The organism is Pseudomonas fluorescens (genome assembly GCF_902497855.1).
Taxonomy (GTDB): Bacteria; Pseudomonadota; Gammaproteobacteria; order Pseudomonadales; family Pseudomonadaceae; genus Aquipseudomonas; species Aquipseudomonas fluorescens_BI.
In genome coordinates this window covers 15,998-35,807 of the sequence record NZ_CABVHU010000029.1, presented here as the reverse complement: position 1 = coordinate 35,807, position 19,810 = coordinate 15,998, and the positions used below count along the sequence as shown (strand labels likewise).

Annotated in this window: 18 protein-coding genes; 7 read left to right on the top strand and 11 right to left on the bottom strand. The window is 58.6% G+C overall.

Going from position 1 to position 19,810, the window contains the following annotated elements; genetic code table 11:
* Nucleotides 1-7: 7 nt before the first annotated feature.
* Nucleotides 8-943: a transporter gene (locus F8N96_RS33335; protein ID WP_150801390.1), complete on the bottom strand. Its 936-nt coding sequence runs from the start codon at nucleotides 941-943 to the stop codon at nucleotides 8-10.
* 228 nt (nucleotides 944-1,171) lie between these two features.
* Nucleotides 1,172-1,306: a hypothetical protein gene (locus F8N96_RS35635; protein WP_318187400.1), complete on the bottom strand. Its 135-nt coding sequence runs from the start codon at nucleotides 1,304-1,306 to the stop codon at nucleotides 1,172-1,174.
* Between the two features lie 24 nt (nucleotides 1,307-1,330).
* Here F8N96_RS35635 and F8N96_RS35740 point away from each other — a divergent pair, with 24 nt between their 5' ends.
* On the top strand, nucleotides 1,331-1,459 hold the full coding sequence (locus F8N96_RS35740) for a hypothetical protein (protein ID WP_263596470.1): 129 nt from the start codon (nucleotides 1,331-1,333) through the stop codon (nucleotides 1,457-1,459).
* Between the two features lie 37 nt (nucleotides 1,460-1,496).
* Here the strand turns inward: F8N96_RS35740 and F8N96_RS33325 are convergent, their stop codons facing one another.
* Nucleotides 1,497-2,372 (bottom strand): helix-turn-helix domain-containing protein, encoded by an 876-nt coding sequence (locus F8N96_RS33325; protein WP_150801389.1) that lies wholly within the window; start codon nucleotides 2,370-2,372, stop codon nucleotides 1,497-1,499.
* Nucleotides 2,373-2,524: 152 nt separating this feature from the next.
* Between F8N96_RS33325 and pobA the strand changes: the two genes are divergently transcribed.
* From pobA to F8N96_RS33310, 3 genes are all read left to right on the top strand, one after another.
* Nucleotides 2,525-3,712 (top strand): 4-hydroxybenzoate 3-monooxygenase, encoded by a 1,188-nt coding sequence (pobA, locus tag F8N96_RS33320; RefSeq protein ID WP_150801388.1) that lies wholly within the window; start codon nucleotides 2,525-2,527, stop codon nucleotides 3,710-3,712.
* A gap of 456 nt (nucleotides 3,713-4,168) precedes the next feature.
* Complete coding sequence (locus tag F8N96_RS33315; RefSeq protein WP_224794167.1) at nucleotides 4,169-4,834, top strand: hypothetical protein; 666 nt, start codon at nucleotides 4,169-4,171, stop codon at nucleotides 4,832-4,834.
* A 180-nt stretch (nucleotides 4,835-5,014) separates the two neighbouring features.
* On the top strand, nucleotides 5,015-6,106 hold the full coding sequence (locus F8N96_RS33310; RefSeq protein WP_150801387.1) for a DUF3616 domain-containing protein: 1,092 nt from the start codon (nucleotides 5,015-5,017) through the stop codon (nucleotides 6,104-6,106).
* A gap of 67 nt (nucleotides 6,107-6,173) precedes the next feature.
* Here the strand turns inward: F8N96_RS33310 and F8N96_RS33305 are convergent, their stop codons facing one another.
* A complete protein-coding gene (locus F8N96_RS33305) occupies nucleotides 6,174-7,424 on the bottom strand; it encodes an MFS transporter (protein WP_224789447.1) in 1,251 nt (416 codons plus the stop codon).
* Nucleotides 7,425-7,530: 106 nt separating this feature from the next.
* Between F8N96_RS33305 and F8N96_RS33300 the strand changes: the two genes are divergently transcribed.
* Entirely contained in the window at nucleotides 7,531-8,499 is a 969-nt protein-coding gene (locus F8N96_RS33300; RefSeq protein ID WP_150801386.1) for an AraC family transcriptional regulator, read from the top strand.
* 237 nt (nucleotides 8,500-8,736) lie between these two features.
* Nucleotides 8,737-11,319: an EAL domain-containing protein gene (locus tag F8N96_RS33295; protein WP_150801385.1), complete on the top strand. Its 2,583-nt coding sequence runs from the start codon at nucleotides 8,737-8,739 to the stop codon at nucleotides 11,317-11,319.
* A gap of 222 nt (nucleotides 11,320-11,541) precedes the next feature.
* Here the strand turns inward: F8N96_RS33295 and F8N96_RS33290 are convergent, their stop codons facing one another.
* The 4 genes from F8N96_RS33290 to F8N96_RS33275 all read right to left on the bottom strand — a co-directional run bounded on the left by F8N96_RS33290 (nucleotide 11,542) and on the right by F8N96_RS33275 (nucleotide 14,720).
* Nucleotides 11,542-11,739 carry a hypothetical protein gene (locus F8N96_RS33290; RefSeq protein WP_150801384.1) on the bottom strand — a complete coding sequence of 66 codons (198 nt, stop codon included), beginning with the start codon at nucleotides 11,737-11,739 and terminating at the stop codon, nucleotides 11,542-11,544.
* Between the two features lie 185 nt (nucleotides 11,740-11,924).
* Nucleotides 11,925-12,467: a DinB family protein gene (locus tag F8N96_RS33285; RefSeq protein ID WP_150801383.1), complete on the bottom strand. Its 543-nt coding sequence runs from the start codon at nucleotides 12,465-12,467 to the stop codon at nucleotides 11,925-11,927.
* A complete protein-coding gene (locus F8N96_RS33280) occupies nucleotides 12,464-13,525 on the bottom strand; it encodes an AraC family transcriptional regulator (protein WP_150801382.1) in 1,062 nt (353 codons plus the stop codon). The genes F8N96_RS33285 and F8N96_RS33280 overlap by 4 nt, the downstream gene beginning before the upstream one ends.
* 151 nt (nucleotides 13,526-13,676) lie before the next feature.
* Entirely contained in the window at nucleotides 13,677-14,720 is a 1,044-nt protein-coding gene (locus F8N96_RS33275) for an AraC family transcriptional regulator (RefSeq protein ID WP_150801381.1), read from the bottom strand.
* Nucleotides 14,721-15,079: 359 nt separating this feature from the next.
* Here F8N96_RS33275 and F8N96_RS33270 point away from each other — a divergent pair, with 359 nt between their 5' ends.
* Nucleotides 15,080-16,162, top strand: a complete 1,083-nt coding sequence (locus tag F8N96_RS33270) for an alpha/beta hydrolase (RefSeq protein WP_224794166.1) — start codon at nucleotides 15,080-15,082, stop codon at nucleotides 16,160-16,162.
* 99 nt (nucleotides 16,163-16,261) lie between these two features.
* On the opposite strand, the gene F8N96_RS33265 is transcribed toward F8N96_RS33270, so the two are convergent.
* The 3 genes from F8N96_RS33265 to F8N96_RS33255 form a co-directional block, all read right to left on the bottom strand.
* Nucleotides 16,262-17,911, bottom strand: coding sequence for a 3-(methylthio)propionyl-CoA ligase (locus F8N96_RS33265; protein ID WP_150801380.1), 1,650 nt, complete (start codon nucleotides 17,909-17,911; stop codon nucleotides 16,262-16,264).
* Nucleotides 17,912-18,095: 184 nt separating this feature from the next.
* Nucleotides 18,096-18,575: a 2,4'-dihydroxyacetophenone dioxygenase family protein gene (locus F8N96_RS33260; RefSeq protein WP_150801379.1), complete on the bottom strand. Its 480-nt coding sequence runs from the start codon at nucleotides 18,573-18,575 to the stop codon at nucleotides 18,096-18,098.
* 109 nt (nucleotides 18,576-18,684) lie between these two features.
* Nucleotides 18,685-19,557, bottom strand: a complete 873-nt coding sequence (locus F8N96_RS33255; RefSeq protein ID WP_224794168.1) for a TauD/TfdA dioxygenase family protein — start codon at nucleotides 19,555-19,557, stop codon at nucleotides 18,685-18,687.
* Nucleotides 19,558-19,810: the final 253 nt, after the last annotated feature.

Below are 19,810 nucleotides of genomic sequence, written 5' to 3'. Positions count from 1 at the left end.
CCTATGCTCAGAGTGGGATAGTGAACTTCAGCCAATAGGCCTGGCCATCGGTGCGGTTGCGTACACCGGATTCATCCTGCCATTTGGCGCTGAGAAACCAGCCATCCTTACTGGCATATTGCACGGCCGGGCCGATCGAGAACGAACTGCCGCGGTTGCCATCGGCGGCATCGACCATGGCGGCGGCAGCGCAATTGGAAGCGCTGCACTGGTCATCGCTCACCTGTTTGTAAGCATGGCCACCGACACCCAGTACCCAGCCATTGCCCAGGCCCCAGCCAAGGGTGTAGTCGGCATGAAGCTCGCGGCCGGACTGGTAGTGGGTGTCCTGGTTTTCGAAGTTGTAGTCGTACATCAGGCGCACATCGGCGTTGAAACCGTGGGGGTCCATGTAGGTCATGGCATAGACCGCTTGTACGGTGTAGTAGTTGGTGCCGAGGTTGACCAGGTCGTTCTTGTCGTATTCGCCGCCGGTGGGCAATACGAAGTCGACACCCATCGCGGTGTGGAACTTGTCACTGTGGTGGAAACCGACCACCGGGCCGAGGTGCGCGTCGCCGATGCCACGCTTGTGGTCGTGCGGGCCGTTCTTGATGTTCAGCCGTATGTCATTGAGCGGCAGCAGAGCGTGGAAGCCCAGGCTGCCACCCAGTACTTGCTGTTCGGTGACCCAGATAAACCGTGGCACGAGCGTGGTGACGCGCAGATCGATGTCGGCCGCCTTTGCGCCCGAGTTATCGCGCAGGGTATCGGCCAGATAATTGCCGACGAACAACTGCCCATAAGTACCCGGTGGCGGCAGAATTCCCATGCCGTAGTTTTCGATGCCCAGCGGCCAGGACGAGGTACCGCCTTCGGTCGCCTGAGCCAGTGAAGCGCTGCCGAGCAGAAGCAAGCCGGCACTGAGCGCAAGGGGAGTGCAGCGGGTAAATTGACGATGCATGAGAAGCCCAGCCTTTTATTGTTGTTGGCGATGCAGGTTTGGAACGCTGCAAAGCTGCTTCTCAACTATCGTGCCAGGCTATGAAGATAATTTTTTACGTTATATATCAATTAGTTGGGAATAATTCAGGCTCGCTCGGGCGTCTTGCTTCCACGCGGGCGCCGGTTTTTGTTAAGAGAATTCTGCTGGCCGCGCAAAGTTCGAACGGGAAGGTGGCCAACGGGACGCTTAGAAATAAACCAGTGCTTCGACCAGTCCGGTCAGTTGCGTACGGTCGCGACCGGCGCCAAACGGGTGATCGTCGGCGTGGCCATCGAATACGTCGTAACGCACTTCCGGACGCAGCGAGATGTACTTGTTCAAGTCGTATCGCAGGCCGGCAGTGACGTGCCCGACGAACACCGCCAGTTGATGAATGCTGCGCTGGCCAAAGACATCGACAAGGCGTGCGAGTTACTGGCCGTCCACTATCAGGCCACGACCGATTCGGTGCTCAAGCACGCACTGTTGGGGTAGCGGTGATGGCCTCTCGCTCAAGTTGCATTGCAATGACTCACCCCTCGCGCTGAATGCGGAACTGCTTTGGTGACAGCCCCGTGCCGCGCTTGAAAAAGCGCGAGAAGTAAGCCGGTTCGGAAAAGCCCAGGCTGTCGGACACCTGATTGATGGTCATGGTGGTGTAGACCAGATCGCGCTTGGCCTCCAGCAACAGGCGCTGGTTGATCATCTGCAAGGCCGATTGCCCCGAGAGGCGTCGACACAGCGCGTTGAGGTGCGCGCCGCTGATCCCCAGCGCGGCCGCATAGTGCTCGATGGGCAGGTGCTCGCGAAAGCGCAGTTCCAGGGTCCGGCTGAAATCCTTCAAATACTCGCGACCCCGGTCAAGCTGCACCGCGTCCGGTAACGACTGTTCCAGATTACGGCGACTGAGCCAGATCGACAGCACCGTGATCAACGATTGCAGCATCGGATCCCGGCCGGGCTGGGGCTGGCTGTATTCCTGGGTGATGGCGGAAAACAGCGTGTCCAGATACAGGTGCGAGGAACCGATCGGGTAACAGGCCGCGGTGGTCAGCACTGGACTGTTGAGCGAGGCGCCGAGCTGTTCGGCCAGCGGCTGCGCCAGGCTCAGCACGTGACCTTGAATATCCTCGGAGAACTTGAAGGTGTGCACACTCAGCGCGGGCACGACTTGCAACGAAGGTGAATCGATGTGGTTGATCACGTCTTCGACCTTCAGCGTCGCCTGCCCCGACTGCACATATAACAGCTGCACCAGATCGCTGTGCCGATGGGGTTTTATTTCCCAGCCGTGCAGTTTGCTGCGCTCGGGAATCGACTCGCAATGAATCAGATCGGGTGTCGGCCAGGCGCCGGTCTCACCGTAAAGTTTGAACACCGGAACCGGCGTAGCGAGTGATTTCGACATTTCCCCCTCCCTTGCGCTCATCCACGAAAAGTCCATGGAATGCATCAGATAGTGCCTTCTTATCCCTTCTTCATCCACTAAAAATACAGGTAACAAAAACAAACAGACTGCGAGGCGTTACGCCTGCAGTCGCACAAGACAGGATTACCGCCATGAAAACCCAAGTCGCCATCATCGGCTCCGGCCCGTCCGGCCTCTTGCTCGGTCAACTGCTGCATCGCGCCGGCATCGACAACGTCATCGTCGAACGCCAGACGCCGGACTACATCCTCAGCCGCATTCGTGCCGGTGTCCTCGAGCAAGGCACCATCGACCTGCTGCGCGAAGCCGGCGTCCACGAACGCATGGATGCCGAAGGCCTGGTCCACGAGGGTGTCGAGTTGCAAGTGGCCGGCAAGCGCATCCATGTCGACCTGAAAACGCTCACCGGCGGCAAGACCGTCATGGTGTATGGCCAGACCGAACTCACCCGTGACCTGATGGAGGCCCGCACCGCCAACGGCGCCCCGGCCATCTACTCGGCCGAGAACGTGCAGCCCCACGACATGAAGGGTGAAATCCCTTACGTCACCTACGAAAAAAATGGCGAAACCCACCGGATCGATTGCGACTACATCGCCGGTTGCGACGGCTTCCACGGTATTGCACGACAGAGCATTCCCGCAGACGTGCTCACGCACTACGAGCGAGTCTATCCGTTCGGCTGGCTGGGCCTGTTGTCCGATACCCCACCGGTCAACCATGAACTGATTTACGCCCACCACGACCGCGGCTTCGTCCTGTGCAGCCAGCGCTCCCTGACCCGTAGCCGTTACTACCTGCAAGTGCCGCTGACCGACAAGGTCGAACAGTGGTCCGATGAGCGCTTCTGGGATGAACTCAAGGCCCGCCTGCCGCAAGACGTCGCCGACAGGCTGGTGACCGGTCCGTCGCTGGAAAAGAGCATCGCACCGCTGCGCAGCTCCGTGGTCGAGCCGATGCAGTATGGCAAGCTGTTCCTGGTCGGCGACGCCGCGCACATCGTGCCACCGACCGGCGCCAAAGGCTTGAACCTGGCAGCCTCCGACGTGCACTACCTGTATCGCATCCTGGTCAAGGTCTACCAGGAAGGCCGCACCGACTTGCTGGAGAAATACTCCGAACTGGCCCTGCGCCGTGTCTGGAAAGGCGAGCGTTTCAGCTGGTTCATGACCAACCTGCTGCATGATTTTGGCGAGCATAAAGATGCGTGGGATCAGAAGATGCAGCAGGCTGATCGTGAGTACTTTTTCAACTCGCACGCAGGGTTGGTCAACATTGCGGAGAACTATGTGGGGTTGCCTTACGAGGAAGTCGAGTAAGCAGCCGATAGGGTAGGAGGGCTTGACCAAGCGAGGCCGTCCTCAGCGGACGTGGGGAATGCTTCGGCATAGCAGCATGAGACTTTGCTCGACGCCGAATTGCGCATTTCAAAGCTTTCGCCCTGCGGTTTATGGGTGCCAACTGTCGACCCAAAGCAGCCCTTCGCAAAGGACATCACTTACCCCCTATACGCCCCCTCTCTCAATTTCCGTTAAAAGCAGAAAACACCGTAAGGCCGGGCTATCCTCGGTCTTTTTGCTGCCTTGCATGTTAGGATTCGTGCGGAGGATTATTAGACCAGACACGAAAAAGGCCCACCTTTCGGTGAGCCTTCTTTTTCGCATGTCTCCGGGGGGAGGTTTTCACCAACGAGTCCCAGAGCGAGTAGGTCAATCCTATTGATCATATTTGATCAAGTCAACAGATAGTTGAATAGCAACATCAAGGAGAGTTGAGTGCCAATTTCTGCTGCTGACGCTCAAGCCGTCGAAAAAGTGCTATCCAAGGAGCGCCTTGGGACCTATGCACGCACGCTAAATATGTTGAACACAAGACAGGCTCTCACGCTTTACGCCTGGAACGCGGAGGTATCCGGGGCGTTCATGCTGCCCCAGCAGGCTTGTGAGGTTGCTGTGCGTAACGCTGTCTCGGACGTTCTAAGTGCTGTCTACGGCCCCCAGTGGCCATGGTCTCCAGGTTTTGAACGAAGTCTTCCAGATGCCAAGTCAGGTTTTAGCATGCGCAAAGAGCTAGGCGCTGCAAGGGTGAAGGGCCGTGCAGGGAACACTAATACAGTAATTCCCGAGCTGAAATTTGCTTTTTGGGTTCGGCTTTTCACGCAACGATTTGACAATCGTTTGTGGTTGCCCCATTTGAAGCCTTCATTCCCAGGCATGCCTGCGGGGCTGACAATTCAGCAATGCCGGCAGATGATTTATGACGAACTGGACGGGGTTCGGAGTATTCGGAATCGAATAGCACACCATGAGCCAATTTTCGCCAGGAACCTTGCTGCGGACTACACCCGGATGCGGAAGCTAGTGTCTTGGCGGTGTCCGACCACTGCATCGTGGCTGGATAAAATTGAGAGTGTCACCACCTTGCTTGGCCAGCGGCCATGATAATCGCAGATTTTTTGATCAGAAGCCTGCAGCAGGCTGTTCGTGAGTACTTCTTCAACTCCCACGCTGGGTTGGTCAACATTGCGGAAAACTATGTGGGGTTGCCTTACGAAGCTGTCGAGTAAGCAGCCTATGCTTGATAGTTAAAGACCGGCGCGCCACGAAGACAGGAGACCGCTCATGAGCGACCGAAGCAATGCAGCGATATTGAGCTTTGATCCGGCGTTTGCGTCGTTGCGCGATGGCCTGTCGGTCGCTCAGCAGATCGGTGACACACTTTGGGTGGCCAATGACGAAACCACGAGCCTGGAACGTCTGAAGATCCAGGATGCTGCTCCCGGTGACGTCGTAAATTGCGATGAGCACCAATCGTTTCAGCTCCTGGAGTATCTGGACCTGCCCCTGCCGAAGCAAGACGCCGAGATCGATATCGAGGGGTTGGCCTATGCCCATGACAGTGGTTACCTCTGGGTGGTGGGCTCCCATAGTTTGAAGCGAAAGAATGCCGAGACCGGCACTTCTGCAAAGAAAAATATCAAGCGCCTATCGACGGTAGAGGCGGACGGCAATCGCTTTCTGCTGGCCCGCATCCCTGTGGTACAGCAGAACGACAGCTATGAACTTGCCAGGAACGTGGACGCCGATGGACGTACGGCGGCGCAGCTACATGGCAACGAGGTCGGTAACGACCTGACCGCGGCAATCGCTGAAGATCCTCAGCTGCGCGACTTCCTGAGTCTCCCGGGTAAAGACAACGGCTTCGATATCGAAGGGTTGGCGGTGATCGGCTCGCGCCTTCTGCTGGGGCTGCGTGGCCCGGTCCTTCGCGGCTGGGCTGTGCTGCTGGAGATCGAGCCCGAGCCGAACGACGACTCGACTGACACGCTGGTGCTCAAGAAGATCGGTCCGGATGGATGCCGCTACCGCAAGCACTTCTTCGCGCTAAATGGCCTGGGCTTTCGTGACCTGTGCACTAGCGGTGACGATCTGCTGATCCTGGCGGGTCCCACCATGGACCTGGACGGTCCGGTAACGGTCTTGCGCTGGCGCGGCGGTTTCGCGTCGGACAAGGAAAGCGTGGTCTTTACGGATCAATTGGAGAAGGTGTTGGAGGTGCCTTTCGGGCAAGGCAACGATCACGCCGAGGCCATGTGTCTGTTCGAAACGGGTGAGCCGCCTGGGGAGGTTTTGCTGATCCTCTACGACTCCGCGGCGCAGAGTCGTAAACACGGCGATACGGATGTGGAAGGGGACCTGTTCGTCCTGAATTAGTCACCTGTTCCGTCCTGAATAAGGTTTACACCTTCTGATCTATTTTCAGTAGGGCGTAATGGGCACCTTAAAGATGCAGCGCCAGACCTGTAGGTTCGCCGAGAGGGGACGGCTGGAGTTTGACGCGCCATGCAATCAGCAGCGCTGACAGCAGCATCACGGTCCCGCCAGCGATAAAGACGCCAGCAATGCCGCTGAAGCTAAACATTGCGCCTCCCGCAGCGGCACCAGCAGCGATAGAAGACTGCACCGCAGCCACCACCATCCCGCCCGCACTTTCCGCCTGATCGGGCACTGAACGTGCTACCCAGTTGGACCACGCTACTGGCACGCCGCCGAACGCCAATCCCCAAAACGCAACCAGCAACGCTTGCCCCGGCACTGAGGCAGGCAATAACACCAGAGCCAACGCAGCCAGCCCCACCAGCGCAGGCATAAACGCCAGCGTCACGCGCAGACTCCGCGCAATCAGCCACCCGGTCAGCATCGTGCCGACAAAGTTTGCGACCCCGAATCCCAGCAACATAAGGGCGAGCCCATCGGTATTAACGCCGGTGGTGCTTTCCAGGAATGGACGGATATAGGTGAACAGTGCGAAATGGCCTGTGTGTGCAAGTACACAGCCAAACATGCCGATGGCAATGCCGGGACGCATGAGCACGTCCAGCACAGTTCTGAGTCGTGCCGGACTGCGCGGCGCCATTTGTGGCAGAGTGAACCACTGGAAGAGCAGGGTAATGCCGCCCACGGCCGCAGCTGCAAGGAAAGCGGAGCGCCAGCCGTACAGTCCGCCAAGGTAACTACCGAGTGGGACCGCGACGACCGTTCCTACTGCAATACCACTGAAAATAATCGACAGCGCGCGGGGAAGCAGCGAGGCTGGGACCAAACGCATTGCGACGGCCGCGGCCATGCACCAAAAACCACCCAGTGCCACCCCCAGCAGAACGCGCATTACCATTAGCACCCATATGCTGGACGACAAGGCAACCAGCAGGTTGGATGCAATCATGAGGACTGAAAACCCCAAAAGCACTGTGCGTCGGTCAAGCGTTCGCGTGAAGCCTGGCACCAGCAATCCAGCAAATAGTGCCACGACGGCGGTCACCGTCACCGCTTGTCCCGCGATAGCTTCGGATACACCCAGGTCGGTGGCCATGGGGGTCAGCAGACTGGCCGGAAGGTACTCGGCCGTCAACAATCCGAACACGCCCATTGCCAGCGAGAATACCGCCATCCACGCCGGTATCTTCGGTTCTACATCATCAAAACGGCCATAATCGGTATCGGATCCGGGGTCACACACGCTGCTATTCATTATAAATATCTCCCTAAAATTGACGCGAGCCCAAAGTCTATGCGTCAAGATCAGGATGATCTATGATGGAGCGTCTGTAGTTATTGATCAAAACCCCGGAATGAACATGTCAGAGCATTTCGCCCTTTCCTCCGAACTCATCAGCGAATTACTGACCGGCATGCGCCTGCGTGGTGTCCAGTACCGTCGCATCCAAACCGGTCCTTCGTTCGGCATAAGCTTGAACGCCCGGCCTGGACATGCCTACTTTCACTATCTCGCTGTCGGCTCTGCTGTGCTGCGCACGGAAGATGGCGTGCTGCATGAATTGTCGGCAGGGAATGCGGTGTTCCTGCCGCAGGGCGCGGCGCATCAGCTTCTGTCCAGCCCGGGGGAACCGACCCAAGATATCAGCTGCTTCGAGTCGGCTCCTTTGGGTGACACAGTCAGCGCCGTCAACCTGTGCCCTACAACCAGTGCCATTCCCAGCGCCATTGTTTTTTACGGCTGCATGCAGTTCGATCTTGGCGGAATGCAGGGGCTGGGGCCTTTGATGCCGGGCCTGATGGCCGTCGATGCCACGAGCGATCGTTACCCTGGGCTCATGCCGATCCTTGCCGCAATGAAAGGAGAAATCTGCTCCGGCCGCATCGGCTTCGCCGGGATTCTTGCGCGTCTCGCCGATGTGGTCGCGGCGATGATCGTACGGGGTTGGGTTGAATGTGGCTGTGACTATGCGTCGGGCTTGGTCGCAGCGTTGCGTGACCCCAGGCTGGCCCGTGCAATTCTGGCGCTCCATCGCCACCCGGGCCGCAATTGGACAGTGTCTGAGTTGGCAGAGGAGTGCAATTCATCGCGCTCCGTCTTTGCGGAACGCTTCCAGGCAACAATTGGTACGCCGCCACTACGCTATGCCACCGAGTTGAGGATGCGCCTCGCCAGTCAGTGGCTGATCCAGGACAGGCTCCCCATCGAAACCGTGGCGCAGAACCTCGGTTATACCTCCCAAGCCGCCTTCAGTCGTGCTTTCAAACGCATCACTGGCCGCCCGCCCGGTGCCAGCCGGGGATCTCCTATGGAGTCTTTGAGCCGATAGCTGCCTGCTTTAAATGGAAGCCGTTACTCGATGCGACGCTACCCTCGGGTATTGGCTCGTGCGATTTCGTCCGAGGTAGGCAGCTTGGTTTTTTTTCTCGATCGGCTTGTCAAGGACGTAAGTCACGCGGAGGCCTTGGCAGGCCAGCTTGGTGCGACGTACGGACGCTCACTATTTCCCGTCGACGGCCGATACCCCGGTATGCAAATGACTGGCCTCATCGACTAGCGGGAACTTATGCCTAACGATCTCCCCCCTATCCTTATTTCTCCCACCAATCGCTCAAGCGTGGCCCTGACCCGCGCCTCGCTGTTCAAGTTTGTGGGTCTTTTGGCCGGGGTGTTCTTACTCGCCTGCTGTTCACTGGTTTATGTTGCGCACAATCTGGATCAAGCGAAGGAGGTCGACAGCGCGTTCTACACGAAAAAGGCCGTGGAATCCTTGGAAAAATCCCTGCGCTCGACCGTCAAGGATTACGCGTTTTGGGGGGATGCCTACAAGCACTTGCATAGTGAGGTAGACGCGGACTGGGCGTACGTACGACAAAATGTCGGGCCGACACTTTTCACCGACTTTGGATTTCAGGGCGTATTTGTCGTCAACGATGTCAACCGCACCGTTTATTCCGTGGTCAAGGGTGAGATGGCGTCAGTTGAAGTCGAACAATGGCTCGAGCAGTCCATCGACGGGATTCTTGAAAAGGCCCGTGAGGGCGCGGAAACCGAAACGCCGACCACTACCTTCATCAATGTTGGAGGCGTACCAGCCCTGGTCGCTGCCGCTGCGATTACGCCGGGAACCGATCCGACGGTCATGGCGGATGACAGGTCGGCATCGGTGTTGATTTTCGTCGACATTCTGGACAGCGCCAAGCTCGCAACGATAGGCCGGGATTTTGGGGTAGATGGCCTGCACCTGGCCACTCCCGACGAAATCCCCCTGGTGTCTGTTTACCCCTTGGGCGAGACCGGTGCAGCAGGCAGTTTGCGCTGGAGTCCGCACAAACCAGGTCTGCAATTACTGGCGCTGGGTTTGCCCCTGGTGGGCATCGCTGCGCTGTTGGTGTGCCTGATGACTTTGGTCATCTTGCGTCGCACGACTGCCGCCGCGCAGGCGCTGGACGCCAGCTATTCATCGCTGCGAAGCAGTCAGGCCGACCTCGCCACCAGTGAGGCGCGCTTTCGCGATGTTGTCGAAGCCAGCTCGGATTGGGTATGGGAAATGGACGGAAGCTGGTGCTTCACTTATTTATCCGAGCGGTTTGAAGCTGTCACGGGCCTTTCCAGGGAGGCCTGGATTGGTGCGGCGATGGATGCTCTGCTGCGCACGGAACTCGGCACATTATCGCAGTGGCTCAGTATTCCAAACCGTCGTCCGGATATCAGTGTCCAGTGTCGCTATGTCGATACAAACGGCCAGGAGCGGATCACCCGTCTTTCGGCGAGAGCAATGGCCAGAGGAGGATTCCGGGGCACGGCAACCGACGTCACGGAGGAGGTTGAAGCCCGGCGGCGAATCGAATTCCTTTCACAACATGATGCACTGACCGGACTTCCCAACCGGACACGACTACAGGAGTTTCTTGATGGCAAGCTCAAAGCCATGCCGACAGTAGAGCAACCCTTGGTCATGCTCAGCCTGGACCTGGATCGATTCAAGCCGGTGAATGACCTGCTAGGGCATGCTGCAGGTGATCTGGTGCTTAACCAAGTGTCGAGCCGCCTGGCGGATTGTGTTCGCCACGGAGATCTTGTCGCTCGGGTAGGGGGGGACGAATTTGTACTGATACTCACCGATGTCAGTTCCCAGGAGGAAGTCGAGGCGCTGTGTCGCCGTCTTATCGAGACCATCGAGCAGCCGATACAGATCAATGAACAAGAAGTGTTTGTCAGCGCCAGTATCGGCATCGCCATGGCGCCCAATGACGCTTGCGAGGCGACCGAGCTGCTACGTTATGCCGATATCGCGTTGTACGAAGCCAAGGCTGGCGGTCGCAATACCTGGCGATTCTATGCGGGGGATATGAACGCCCGCATCATTGAGCGGCGTCGTCTGGAAAGTGATCTGCGCTTCGCAATCAAGCATGGAGAACTTCGACTCCATTTCCAGCCGCGTTATCGTATCTCGGACGGGCAGATGGTCGGCGCCGAAGCGTTGGTACGGTGGCAACATCCTGAGCGCGGTCTGATACCTCCCGATACGTTCATCCCCATTGCTGAAGAATCCGGGCTGATTCTTTCCTTGAGTGACTGGGTCATCAACACCGCCTGCCGTTGCGCCGCCCGGTGGCCGGAACATTTGTTTGTATCAATCAATCTTTCACCTAGCGAATTCAAGCGAGGCAATCTGATAGAGCGCGTGCAGAAAGCACTGCACCACTCGGGAATCGCGCCTTCTCGGGTAGAATTGGAGATTACTGAAAACGTCATGCTCGAAGACGCCCCCGGCGCGCTGGAGCTAATGCGTACATTGAAGCGCCTTGGCGTGCGCATCGCCATGGATGACTTCGGCACGGGGTATTCTTCACTGAGTTATTTGCGGAGCTTTCCCTTCGATGGCCTGAAGATAGACCGCAGCTTTCTAAACAATCTGGTTGAAAGTGATGATGAGTCCATCATCCAGGCGATTGTGGGCCTGGGCCGCGCGTTATCACTCACTGTCACGGCAGAAGGGATTGAAACCGCCGAACACTTGAGGTTGCTGCAAGCGGTGTCGTGCGATGAAGGCCAAGGCTTTTTACTAAGTCGGCCACTTGATACTGACGCCTTCAACTTGTTGGTGAAGGCCAGGAAAAATACAGACAGCAAGAGCAGGGTTTGAAGGGAAGTCTCGACCAGATAAACCGCGAGGGTTTCGGTCGTGGCGTGGGGGTCGACGGTGAGCAGGGTGCTGGGTGTGCGCGGGTTGGCTTTGATGTCGGCGGGCGTGGGGAATGCTTTGGCATAGCAGCATGAGACTTTGCTCGACGCCGAATAGCGCATTTCAGATGCTTTCGCCCCGTGGTTTGTCGGTGTCAACTGTCGACCCATAGCGGACATCACCTCAACGGCCACTGGTATGGACGAGCCAGGCTATGGAAGCCGCGAAAGGAGCGAGCAGTACCAAGACGCCGACGGCGACTGCCCAGCCCCAGGCAAAACCGCTTTCTCCCTTGAAACGGCCGCCACTAAGCAAACCCAGCACGTAAACGCCAATGCGATGAGCCAACAGGTTGATTACGATGTCGAAGATGAACTCCATTTTTGATCCTCGTATTTCCTTGTCGGTTTCTCCACGCACACCCGAATGACTATTCTGGCCGTTTGCCGTCACTCGGGTTTGACAACCATCATGGTTGGCTACGCTGTTTAGCCGAGCCGAGCCGAGCCGAGCCGAGCCGAGCCGACGTGATGTGACAAAACCCGCTGCGGCGCCGGGATTCTCTACTATGTGCAGGGTTCGGATGGAATGAGGATGACCAGATCCGTATCACCTGTGTCGACACCCGCTTGTGAAAGCAAGGTCGTTACTTGTCCGCGGTGATGGGTCTGATGGTTGAAGAAGTGCATGACCAAGCCATAAAAGTTCTTGTCAGCGGGCACTCCCTTCATGCTTGAGTACTTGAGAATGTGATCCAGGTCCGACTCGGTAATGGAGCGAGACCACTCGACAATGACCTGATCGAGCCACACTCGATGTGCCGACAGCTCGCGGATACTCGAGAACAGTAACTCGTTGAGGTTCCTGGGGGCAGGCAGCTGCCGAATCGGCTCCAGTGCCAGGTAGTTCGCCGGGTGCGTGGCGAATCGCTTGAGCCAGACAGTATCCCCGGCCACCAAGTGATTCAGCGTCCCGAGAATGGAACCAAAGAATGCTTTCCTGTCCGCTGCGAGTTCTTCGTCAGACAGGCTGTTGGCCGCCTGATAAATCTTTGCGTTCATCCACTCGTTGTAGGTCGCCATCAGGCAGGTATGGCGGGTGCGGCTCATGGTGTTCCTCCTTTCAGGTTTCCCATATTGCGGCGGGGCTCGGGGGGCGCCTTGCTCTCTTGATAGGACGCGACCCAATTCGAAGGTGTCTTGCCAAACTGGCTGCGGAACCAGCGTGAAAAATCGCCGGCCGAGGAAAAGCCGAGCAGTTCGGCCACCTCATATAGTCGGCGTTTGCTGTTGGCCAGATACTCTTCGGCGAGTTCAGCCCGTACAGCGTTGATGATCGTGGTGACACTCTCACCCTCAGTGGCCAGGTGTCGGTTGAGGGTGCGTCGATGCATGCCAAGATGCTGGGCAACCGCATCGACGGAACACAGTCCGCTTGGCAGCAGCATCTTGACGATCTGGCGTACCTGCTGCGCCGGCTCGTCGGGCAGGTTAGCCAATTGCATGTCCAGGGATCGCTTCACTTCGCGATGCAGCGCCGGGTCCGCCTCAGGTATGGCCATATCCAGGTCGCGCCCGCGGCACAGGATGGCATTGAACTCCTGAGAAAACTCGATCGCGGTTCCCAACACGCGGTGGTGTACTTCAAGGTTGGAGGGGGGCTCGTACGTAAAACTGACCCTTACCGGCCGGAAGGTATCGCCGCTCAGTATGCACAAGGTGCGCAGGATAATGCCGGTTGCCTGTTCAATCGCCTGGCGCCAGACGCCATGATGGCCCTGCATGTTCACACCCACATGCAGCAGGGTCAGATCGCCTGCATCCTCAAGCCACAATTGCACACCGGCGTTGTGCAGTCGCGTATAGCGAAAGCAGGATTGCAAGGCGGCGCGCAGGGTTGGCTCTTCGCGGATAAGCAGTGCCAGCATGCCAAAGTTGGAAAGGTGTCGCTTTTCGGCGAGCAGCAGGCCAAAAGCCTCCTGGCCGGACAATCGGGCTGACTCTTCCAGCAGCCACCCGACCGAATCGCTACTGATCATGATATTCGGATCGTCGAGGGCGCCGGCCGGCAGCTTGGCCATCCGCAGCATACGAAAAGGATCGAGCCCCGCTGAACGGGCAACCTGTTCATAGTCGGTGAGGCTGGCACTTCGCGTCAGGGTATACATGATTTCCCTCGTGTCCCAATTTCGCAAGATTGTGTCCTGCGGAGCTTAGTGCAGGTTGCGGCGGCACGGAAGATATTGCCCGCCTTCAGGGTCAGAGCGTGCCGGACCCCGTCAGCGCTCCGGCGGTGCAAGGCGGAGGGTCAATGAGTACTCAGAAGGATTCAGTAACTGCGGCACTCTCTGCGCAGAGACCGGACTGTTTCTGCGCGCTACGCCACGCCGCCGGTGGCATGCCGAACTGGTTGACGAACCAGCGGGTAAAGGAACTGGCCATGGCGAAGCCGAACATGTCGGCGATGCGGCTCATCGTGTTGTTCGGGTTCTCCAGATAACGCAGCGCCAGGTCGCGGCGCACGTCGTTGATCAGGTCGTTGAAGACGCAGCCGTCGTCCTGCAGGCGGCGTTGAAAGGTGCGCACGTTCATGCCCTGTGACAGGGCGATCTGCTCGATGGTGGCGCGCCCCATGGGCAACAACAGGTAGATGGCCTTGCGCACCTCGTACAGCATCGAGGTGCTGTCATCGCGCTGCAACGAATCGATGTAGTTCTGGGCATGACGGGCCATGGCCGGGTCGGCATTGGGATTGATCATATCGAAACTGGCGTCGGAGCAAACAATGCCGTTGAACTCGCTGCCGAATTCCAGATTGCAGCGGAACAGGCGCCGATGCAGGTGCAGGCTGTCTGGCGCCTGGTGCATGAAGTTGACGCCGTAGGGGCGCCACTTCGAGCCGAGCAGTGTCGAGCACAAGCGGAACAGCACGCCAATGACCAGCTCCGTGGCCTGGCGATTGGGCAGCAAGGATTCGGTGACCATCTCGGCACGAATGATCACCACCCGGCCGGCCTCTTCAACGAAGATTCCCAGGGAATCGTTCATCAGATGACGGTAGCGCTCCATCACCTGCAAGGCGTCGCGCAGGGTGCGCTGCTGGCTGAGCAGCAGGCTGACCACACCGAAGTCCGAAAGCTGGCGTGACTCGACCATGCGCAGGCCGAAGGCCTGGCAACCGCTGGCGGCGGCCGAATCTTCCAGCAGGCGCACGGCCGCATCAATCGGAATGCGATAGTCCGGGCTTTGCAGTTGAGCCTTGTTCAGGCCGGCAACTGCCAGCACGTCCCGCGGGTTGAATCCCAGGTCCTGGGTGACTTCCAGGTATTTGGTCAAGACGGCGGCGCGAACAAGCTTGGGCATGCGTAGGATCTCCCTCGGCCGATGGCGGCGTTTCTTTTTCATCGAAGATGTAGTGAGCGAGAAGACGGCGCTCGTGGAAGCACTGCTGGCGCGAGTGATCTTCAACCCTGGTCTGGCGTATCGCAGAGCAGGATGCTCGGTCCCATTTTAGGGAGCACAAGCGCGGCGCTATGAGCATGGTGGGATAATTTCTTCGCATATTGGGACATTGCCAGGCGGCCAAAGCCGGCGGCGGCAGACGCCCCTCTACAGGCGTTAGCCCTGTCCCAATTTCACAAGATTGTGTCCTGTGAAGCTCAGTGCGGGGCACCCTCTCAGCGCTACCTTCAGGCCCACAATTGATAAGATGGAGGTAGAAAATGGATACGCGCACGTCAATGCGTATCGGTCAGCCGCTCGCTGCAATGGCGCAGGTGGATGCCGACGATCCTGATGCATTCAACCACTGCTTTGCCGAACTCAACGGCATCCGCATGCATTACATCGACGAGGGACAGGGCCCGCTCGTCATCCTGCTGCACGGTTTCCCCTACCTTTGGTACATGTGGCGGCGCCAGATCGTGGCACTGGCCGAGGCCGGCTATCGAGTGGTCGTACCCGATCAAAGGGGGTTCGGGCAATCGGACCGACCCGACTCCATCGAAGCCTACGACATGAGCCAGGCCGTCGGCGACATGGTGGGTTTGATGGCGGCCTTGGGCGAAACGTCCGCGGTCATTATTGGGCATGACTTGGGCGCCTGGGTGGCCCAGGCGGCGGCCATGTTGCGACCGGATCTGTTCCGTGGCCTGGTGATGCTCAACACACCTGTACCGCCGCGGGGCAAGGTCAAACCCACCGTGGGTTTGCAGGCCATGGCGCAAGGAAGGGTCTACCACCACCTGTATTTCCAGCAGCTCGACAAGCCGGATCGCGAGTTGGCCAATGATCCGCGCAAGACCTTGAGCAGCGTCTTCTACTCGATTTCCGGCAGCGCCGTCGGTGCCGAACGCTGGCGTCTGTTCGTCGAGGCCGGTGAGCCGATTCTCAATGCCTTCACCGAGCCGAAAGGGGCGTTTCCGTCCTGGTTGAGCCCGCGGTCGCTCGACTACTACGTTGCCGAGTACACGCGCACGGGGTTTACCGGTGCGCTCAACTACTACCGCTGTCGCGACCGCAATTGGCAAATCACCGCGTTTCTCGACGGCGCGAAGGTCAGCCAGCCGAGCCTGTTCATCGGTGGTGCTGCCGACCCTTCCCTGGAGCCGGTCGAAATCCGTGGTCTCTACGACCGGATGGACACCTATCTACCCGCACTGCGCAAAAAGGTGCTGCTACCCGGTGTGGGCCATAGCGCCGCAGAAGAAAGCCCCGCTCAGGTCAACGAATTGCTGCTGGAATTTCTCGAGCAGCTGGTGTCCAGCGACAGGGCGTCTGAGCAAGAGGCACGCTTAGCCCCTTGAGATCGTCGGTGCAATGGCAGGGCGAACGAAACCGGCATCTGCCGCAACGTCAGCCCTGCCATTGCACATGGACAGGGCTGGATTGTTTCCCTGCTACGCTCAGCCGACAGCCTTGACCAGCAGATGATCGCCGAACTGCTCGCGCAGACGGTTCTTCAGGACCTTGCCCGTAGCGCCCAGTGGAATCGTGTCGACGAAGATCACATCATCCGGCGTCCACCACTTGGCAATCTTGCCTTCATAAAAGGCCAGCAGTTCTTCGCGCGTCAGTGCTGCCTGCGCTTTCCTGACGACGACCAGCAAGGGGCGTTCATCCCACTTCGCGTGTTTCGCGGCGATGCATGCAGCCTGGGAGACTGACGGATGGGTCATCGCAATGTTTTCCAGGTCGATGGAACCGATCCACTCTCCGCCCGACTTGATCACATCCTTGCTGCGGTCGGTAATCTGCATGAAGCCATCGACATCGATGGTCGCCACATCGCCGGTCGGGAACCATGCCTGACCTGCGTGCTCGAGCAGCGGCGAACAGTCGCCTTCGCTTCTGAAGTAATCGCGCACCACCCAAGGGCCACGCACCATCAGGTCACCCGACGTCGCGCCATCCCAAGGCCGTTCCAGGCCATCGGCACCGATGATCTTCATGTCGACGCCAAACACTGCCCGGCCTTGTTTGGATTGCACGGCACTACGCGCTGCCGGGGACATATCAAAGTGCCTGGCCTTCAGGGTGCCAATGGTTCCGATCGGGCTCAACTCAGTCATCCCCCAGACGTGCAACACCGCTACGCCGTAGATCTCCTGAAACCTGTGCAGCATTGCCGTGGGGCAGGCTGCGCCCCCGATGATGGTGCGTTTCATGCTGGAGAAATGCTGGCCTGTTTGCTCCAGATGCCCAAGAAGCCCTTGCCAGACCGTCGGTACGCCGGCGGAAAGCGTAACCTGCTCCGCTTCGAGCAACTCGAACAGCGATTTGCCGTCCAGCGCAGGCCCGGGAAGTACCAGCTTGGCCCCGACCATGCTCGCGATGTACGGAAGCCCCCAGGCGTTGACATGGAACATAGGCACCACCGGCAGGATCACGTCGCGGGCCGAACAGTTCAGGGCATCCGGCAGCGCGGCGGCATAGGTGTGCAGTAGCGATGAACGATGACTGTACAGGACGCCTTTCGGGTTGCCCGTCGTGCCGGAGGTGTAGCACAGCGTACTGGCGGCATCCTCGTCGAGCATCGGCCAGACGTAGTCGGCAGATCCCTGTTGCAGCAGATCTTCATAACACAGCAGGTTGTCGATGCCGGCGTCTTTCGGCATGTGGGAGTGATCGGTCATGGCGATAAACGCCTTGACCGTATTGCAGCGGCCAGCGATGAGTTTGATCAGCGGCAGGAAGGTCAGGTCGAAAAAAATGTACTGGTCTTCGGCGTGATTGGCGATGTAGGCGACCTGGTCTTCGTGCAGACGGGGGTTGATGGTATGCACAATGGCACCCATGCCGGAAACGCCGTAGTACAACTCCAGATGACGATAGCCATTCCAGGCCAGCGTGCCGATCCGGTCGGCGGGCTGCACACCCAGGCTGGTCAGCGCGCTGGCCACCTGGCGCGCGCGACGGTGGCAGTCACGGAAGGTGTAGCGATGGATATCGCCCTCCACCCTGCGGGACACGATCTGCGTATCGCCATGGTGGCGGTCGGCATGCTCTATGAGTGAGGAAATCAACAACTGCTTGTGCATCATCAAGCCATGCATGGTATCGCTCCGTTCATAAGTCTGTGATCGGGGAGCGGACAGGCGGCCAGGGCCCTCTGTCAGATTCCACGTCAAGACCGCGAACCGGGACAGCCTGTTTTCCTCCCCTGGGTTTTTGCGATCAGGTTACTGTCCCGGCTCCCCCTTGAATCGAGGGATGCCGGGAGTTCTCCTGGAACTCGGATCAGTTGAATGCCGTGAGGTCTTTTGGCGCGATGTCATGCTGCTCGCAATAGTCGAGATAACGCTTGAGCCCGGACTTCCAGTTTTCCAGCGCGACGATGTTGTCGTTCTCATCGAGAAACGCGAGATCGCCATTGACCTGAACCAGCGTGAGCACATAGCCGTCGCCACTGCCGGTACTGACGACTTCCGGGGTGTGAGTCGATCCGGCCGTCTCGTACACGATGCTGCCCGGGCCGGCGACCCAGTCATGCTCCTTGTACTTCCACTGGCCTTCAAAGGTGTAGACCATCACCGTACCCGTGTGGTGATGCTTGGGCAGTTGCATGTCGATCGGCGCCTTCATCATGACGATCCATTCGCCACGGATCGGATCGAGCTTGAAGTACTTCAGCAGGACGTTATCCGCATAAGGGGTAAACGGAATCCAGGGCAGGGATTCGCCATCGATGACGGCGGTGTCGACGTGTTCGTAGAGCATAGGTATCTCCATTGATTGTTGTTCTGATCGAGAAAGTTTCGGCGGCCAGCATCGCCCGACCATCGCTGATGATCGGGTGCCCTGGCTTGTCGGGTGCAGGCCGTCAGGGTCAGGTCAGCGGGGTTCCCGCGAGGGTGGCGCGCAGCATCTTCCTTGGCGCATTGCCGTAGTCAGCCACCGCGTAGTGCTGGACCTGCAGGTTGTCCCACATGGCAACGGTGTTGGTGCGCCACTTCAGGCGTACCTGATATTCCGGAATGGCGGCCTGGGAGATCAGGTAGTTCATCAAATGATGAGCCTCGGGCATGAAGTCCTGGCCGTAACGGACGTCCTCGAAGTTGAAGAAATTCGAGAAGTGGGTAGTGAACGCCGAGTTGACGAACAACACCTTTTCACCCGTCTCAGGATGGATAAGCACCACTGGGTGTTCAGCGCCGGGGGTCTTCAGTGCCATTGCGTGACGTTCTTCGCGGGGCAACTGGGCACCGAAGGTCTGCTCGGCGCCGTGCCTGGCATACAAGCCCTCGATCCGCTGCTTGATGGCGTCGGGCAGATTGTCGTAGGCCATCACCATGTTCGAAAACAGAGTGTCGCCGCCGGTCTCCGGACCCATTTCGCAGCGCAATACCGCGCCGCGCGGCGGCGCCTTCTTGTAGGTGACATCGGCATGCCAGAGATTTTCGCGGCTGGCCTTTTCGACATAACTCTTGGGTTTGCTGGGATCGAGATTGCGGTACAGCATCAGCAGCTTGTCCGCCTCCGGATGGCTCGGCGCCAGGGGATGGGCTTCCAGTTCGCTGAATTGCGCGGCGAAATGCTGTTGCTCCATTGGCGTGATGTTCTGGTCGCGAAAGAACAACACTTTGTGCTTGAGCCACAGGGCCCTGATTTCCGCGATCAGTTCGGGGTCCTGGGCAGCGTCGACAAGGCTGACATTGCTGAGCTCTGCGCCGATGGCGGGCGTGCAAAGCTCCACCTTGATCGAATGCTGTCGCACCGACGACCGGATGATGTTCGGAGCCGAGGGAGAGGCTGATGCAGGGGTGTTCTGGATGTCGGCGATTGTTGTCATTGTTGTCTCCAATCCGTGCTTGTACGGCGGTGCGCAAGATGTGCACCCGGTATAGGTAACTGGCCCCACTTAATGGGCAGGGGGACGGGTCCTATAGTAGATAGCTCAGGCACGGGGCTATGGGCGCCGCGGGACAGTTTCTTAGCATATTGGGACGGTGAGC

Coding starts and splice junctions, on each gene's coding strand:
- F8N96_RS33335 (WP_150801390.1), bottom strand. CDS start 943: ATGCATCGTCAATTTACCCGCTGCACTCCCCTTGCGCTCAGTGCCGGC.
- F8N96_RS33325 (WP_150801389.1), bottom strand. CDS start 2,372: ATGTCGAAATCACTCGCTACGCCGGTTCCGGTGTTCAAACTTTACGGT.
- pobA (WP_150801388.1), top strand. CDS start 2,525: ATGAAAACCCAAGTCGCCATCATCGGCTCCGGCCCGTCCGGCCTCTTG.
- F8N96_RS33310 (WP_150801387.1), top strand. CDS start 5,015: ATGAGCGACCGAAGCAATGCAGCGATATTGAGCTTTGATCCGGCGTTT.
- F8N96_RS33305 (WP_224789447.1), bottom strand. CDS start 7,424: ATGAATAGCAGCGTGTGTGACCCCGGATCCGATACCGATTATGGCCGT.
- F8N96_RS33300 (WP_150801386.1), top strand. CDS start 7,531: ATGTCAGAGCATTTCGCCCTTTCCTCCGAACTCATCAGCGAATTACTG.
- F8N96_RS33295 (WP_150801385.1), top strand. CDS start 8,737: ATGCCTAACGATCTCCCCCCTATCCTTATTTCTCCCACCAATCGCTCA.
- F8N96_RS33290 (WP_150801384.1), bottom strand. CDS start 11,739: ATGGAGTTCATCTTCGACATCGTAATCAACCTGTTGGCTCATCGCATT.
- F8N96_RS33285 (WP_150801383.1), bottom strand. CDS start 12,467: ATGAGCCGCACCCGCCATACCTGCCTGATGGCGACCTACAACGAGTGG.
- F8N96_RS33280 (WP_150801382.1), bottom strand. CDS start 13,525: ATGTATACCCTGACGCGAAGTGCCAGCCTCACCGACTATGAACAGGTT.
- F8N96_RS33275 (WP_150801381.1), bottom strand. CDS start 14,720: ATGCCCAAGCTTGTTCGCGCCGCCGTCTTGACCAAATACCTGGAAGTC.
- F8N96_RS33270 (WP_224794166.1), top strand. CDS start 15,080: ATGGATACGCGCACGTCAATGCGTATCGGTCAGCCGCTCGCTGCAATG.
- F8N96_RS33265 (WP_150801380.1), bottom strand. CDS start 17,911: ATGCATGGCTTGATGATGCACAAGCAGTTGTTGATTTCCTCACTCATA.
- F8N96_RS33260 (WP_150801379.1), bottom strand. CDS start 18,575: ATGCTCTACGAACACGTCGACACCGCCGTCATCGATGGCGAATCCCTG.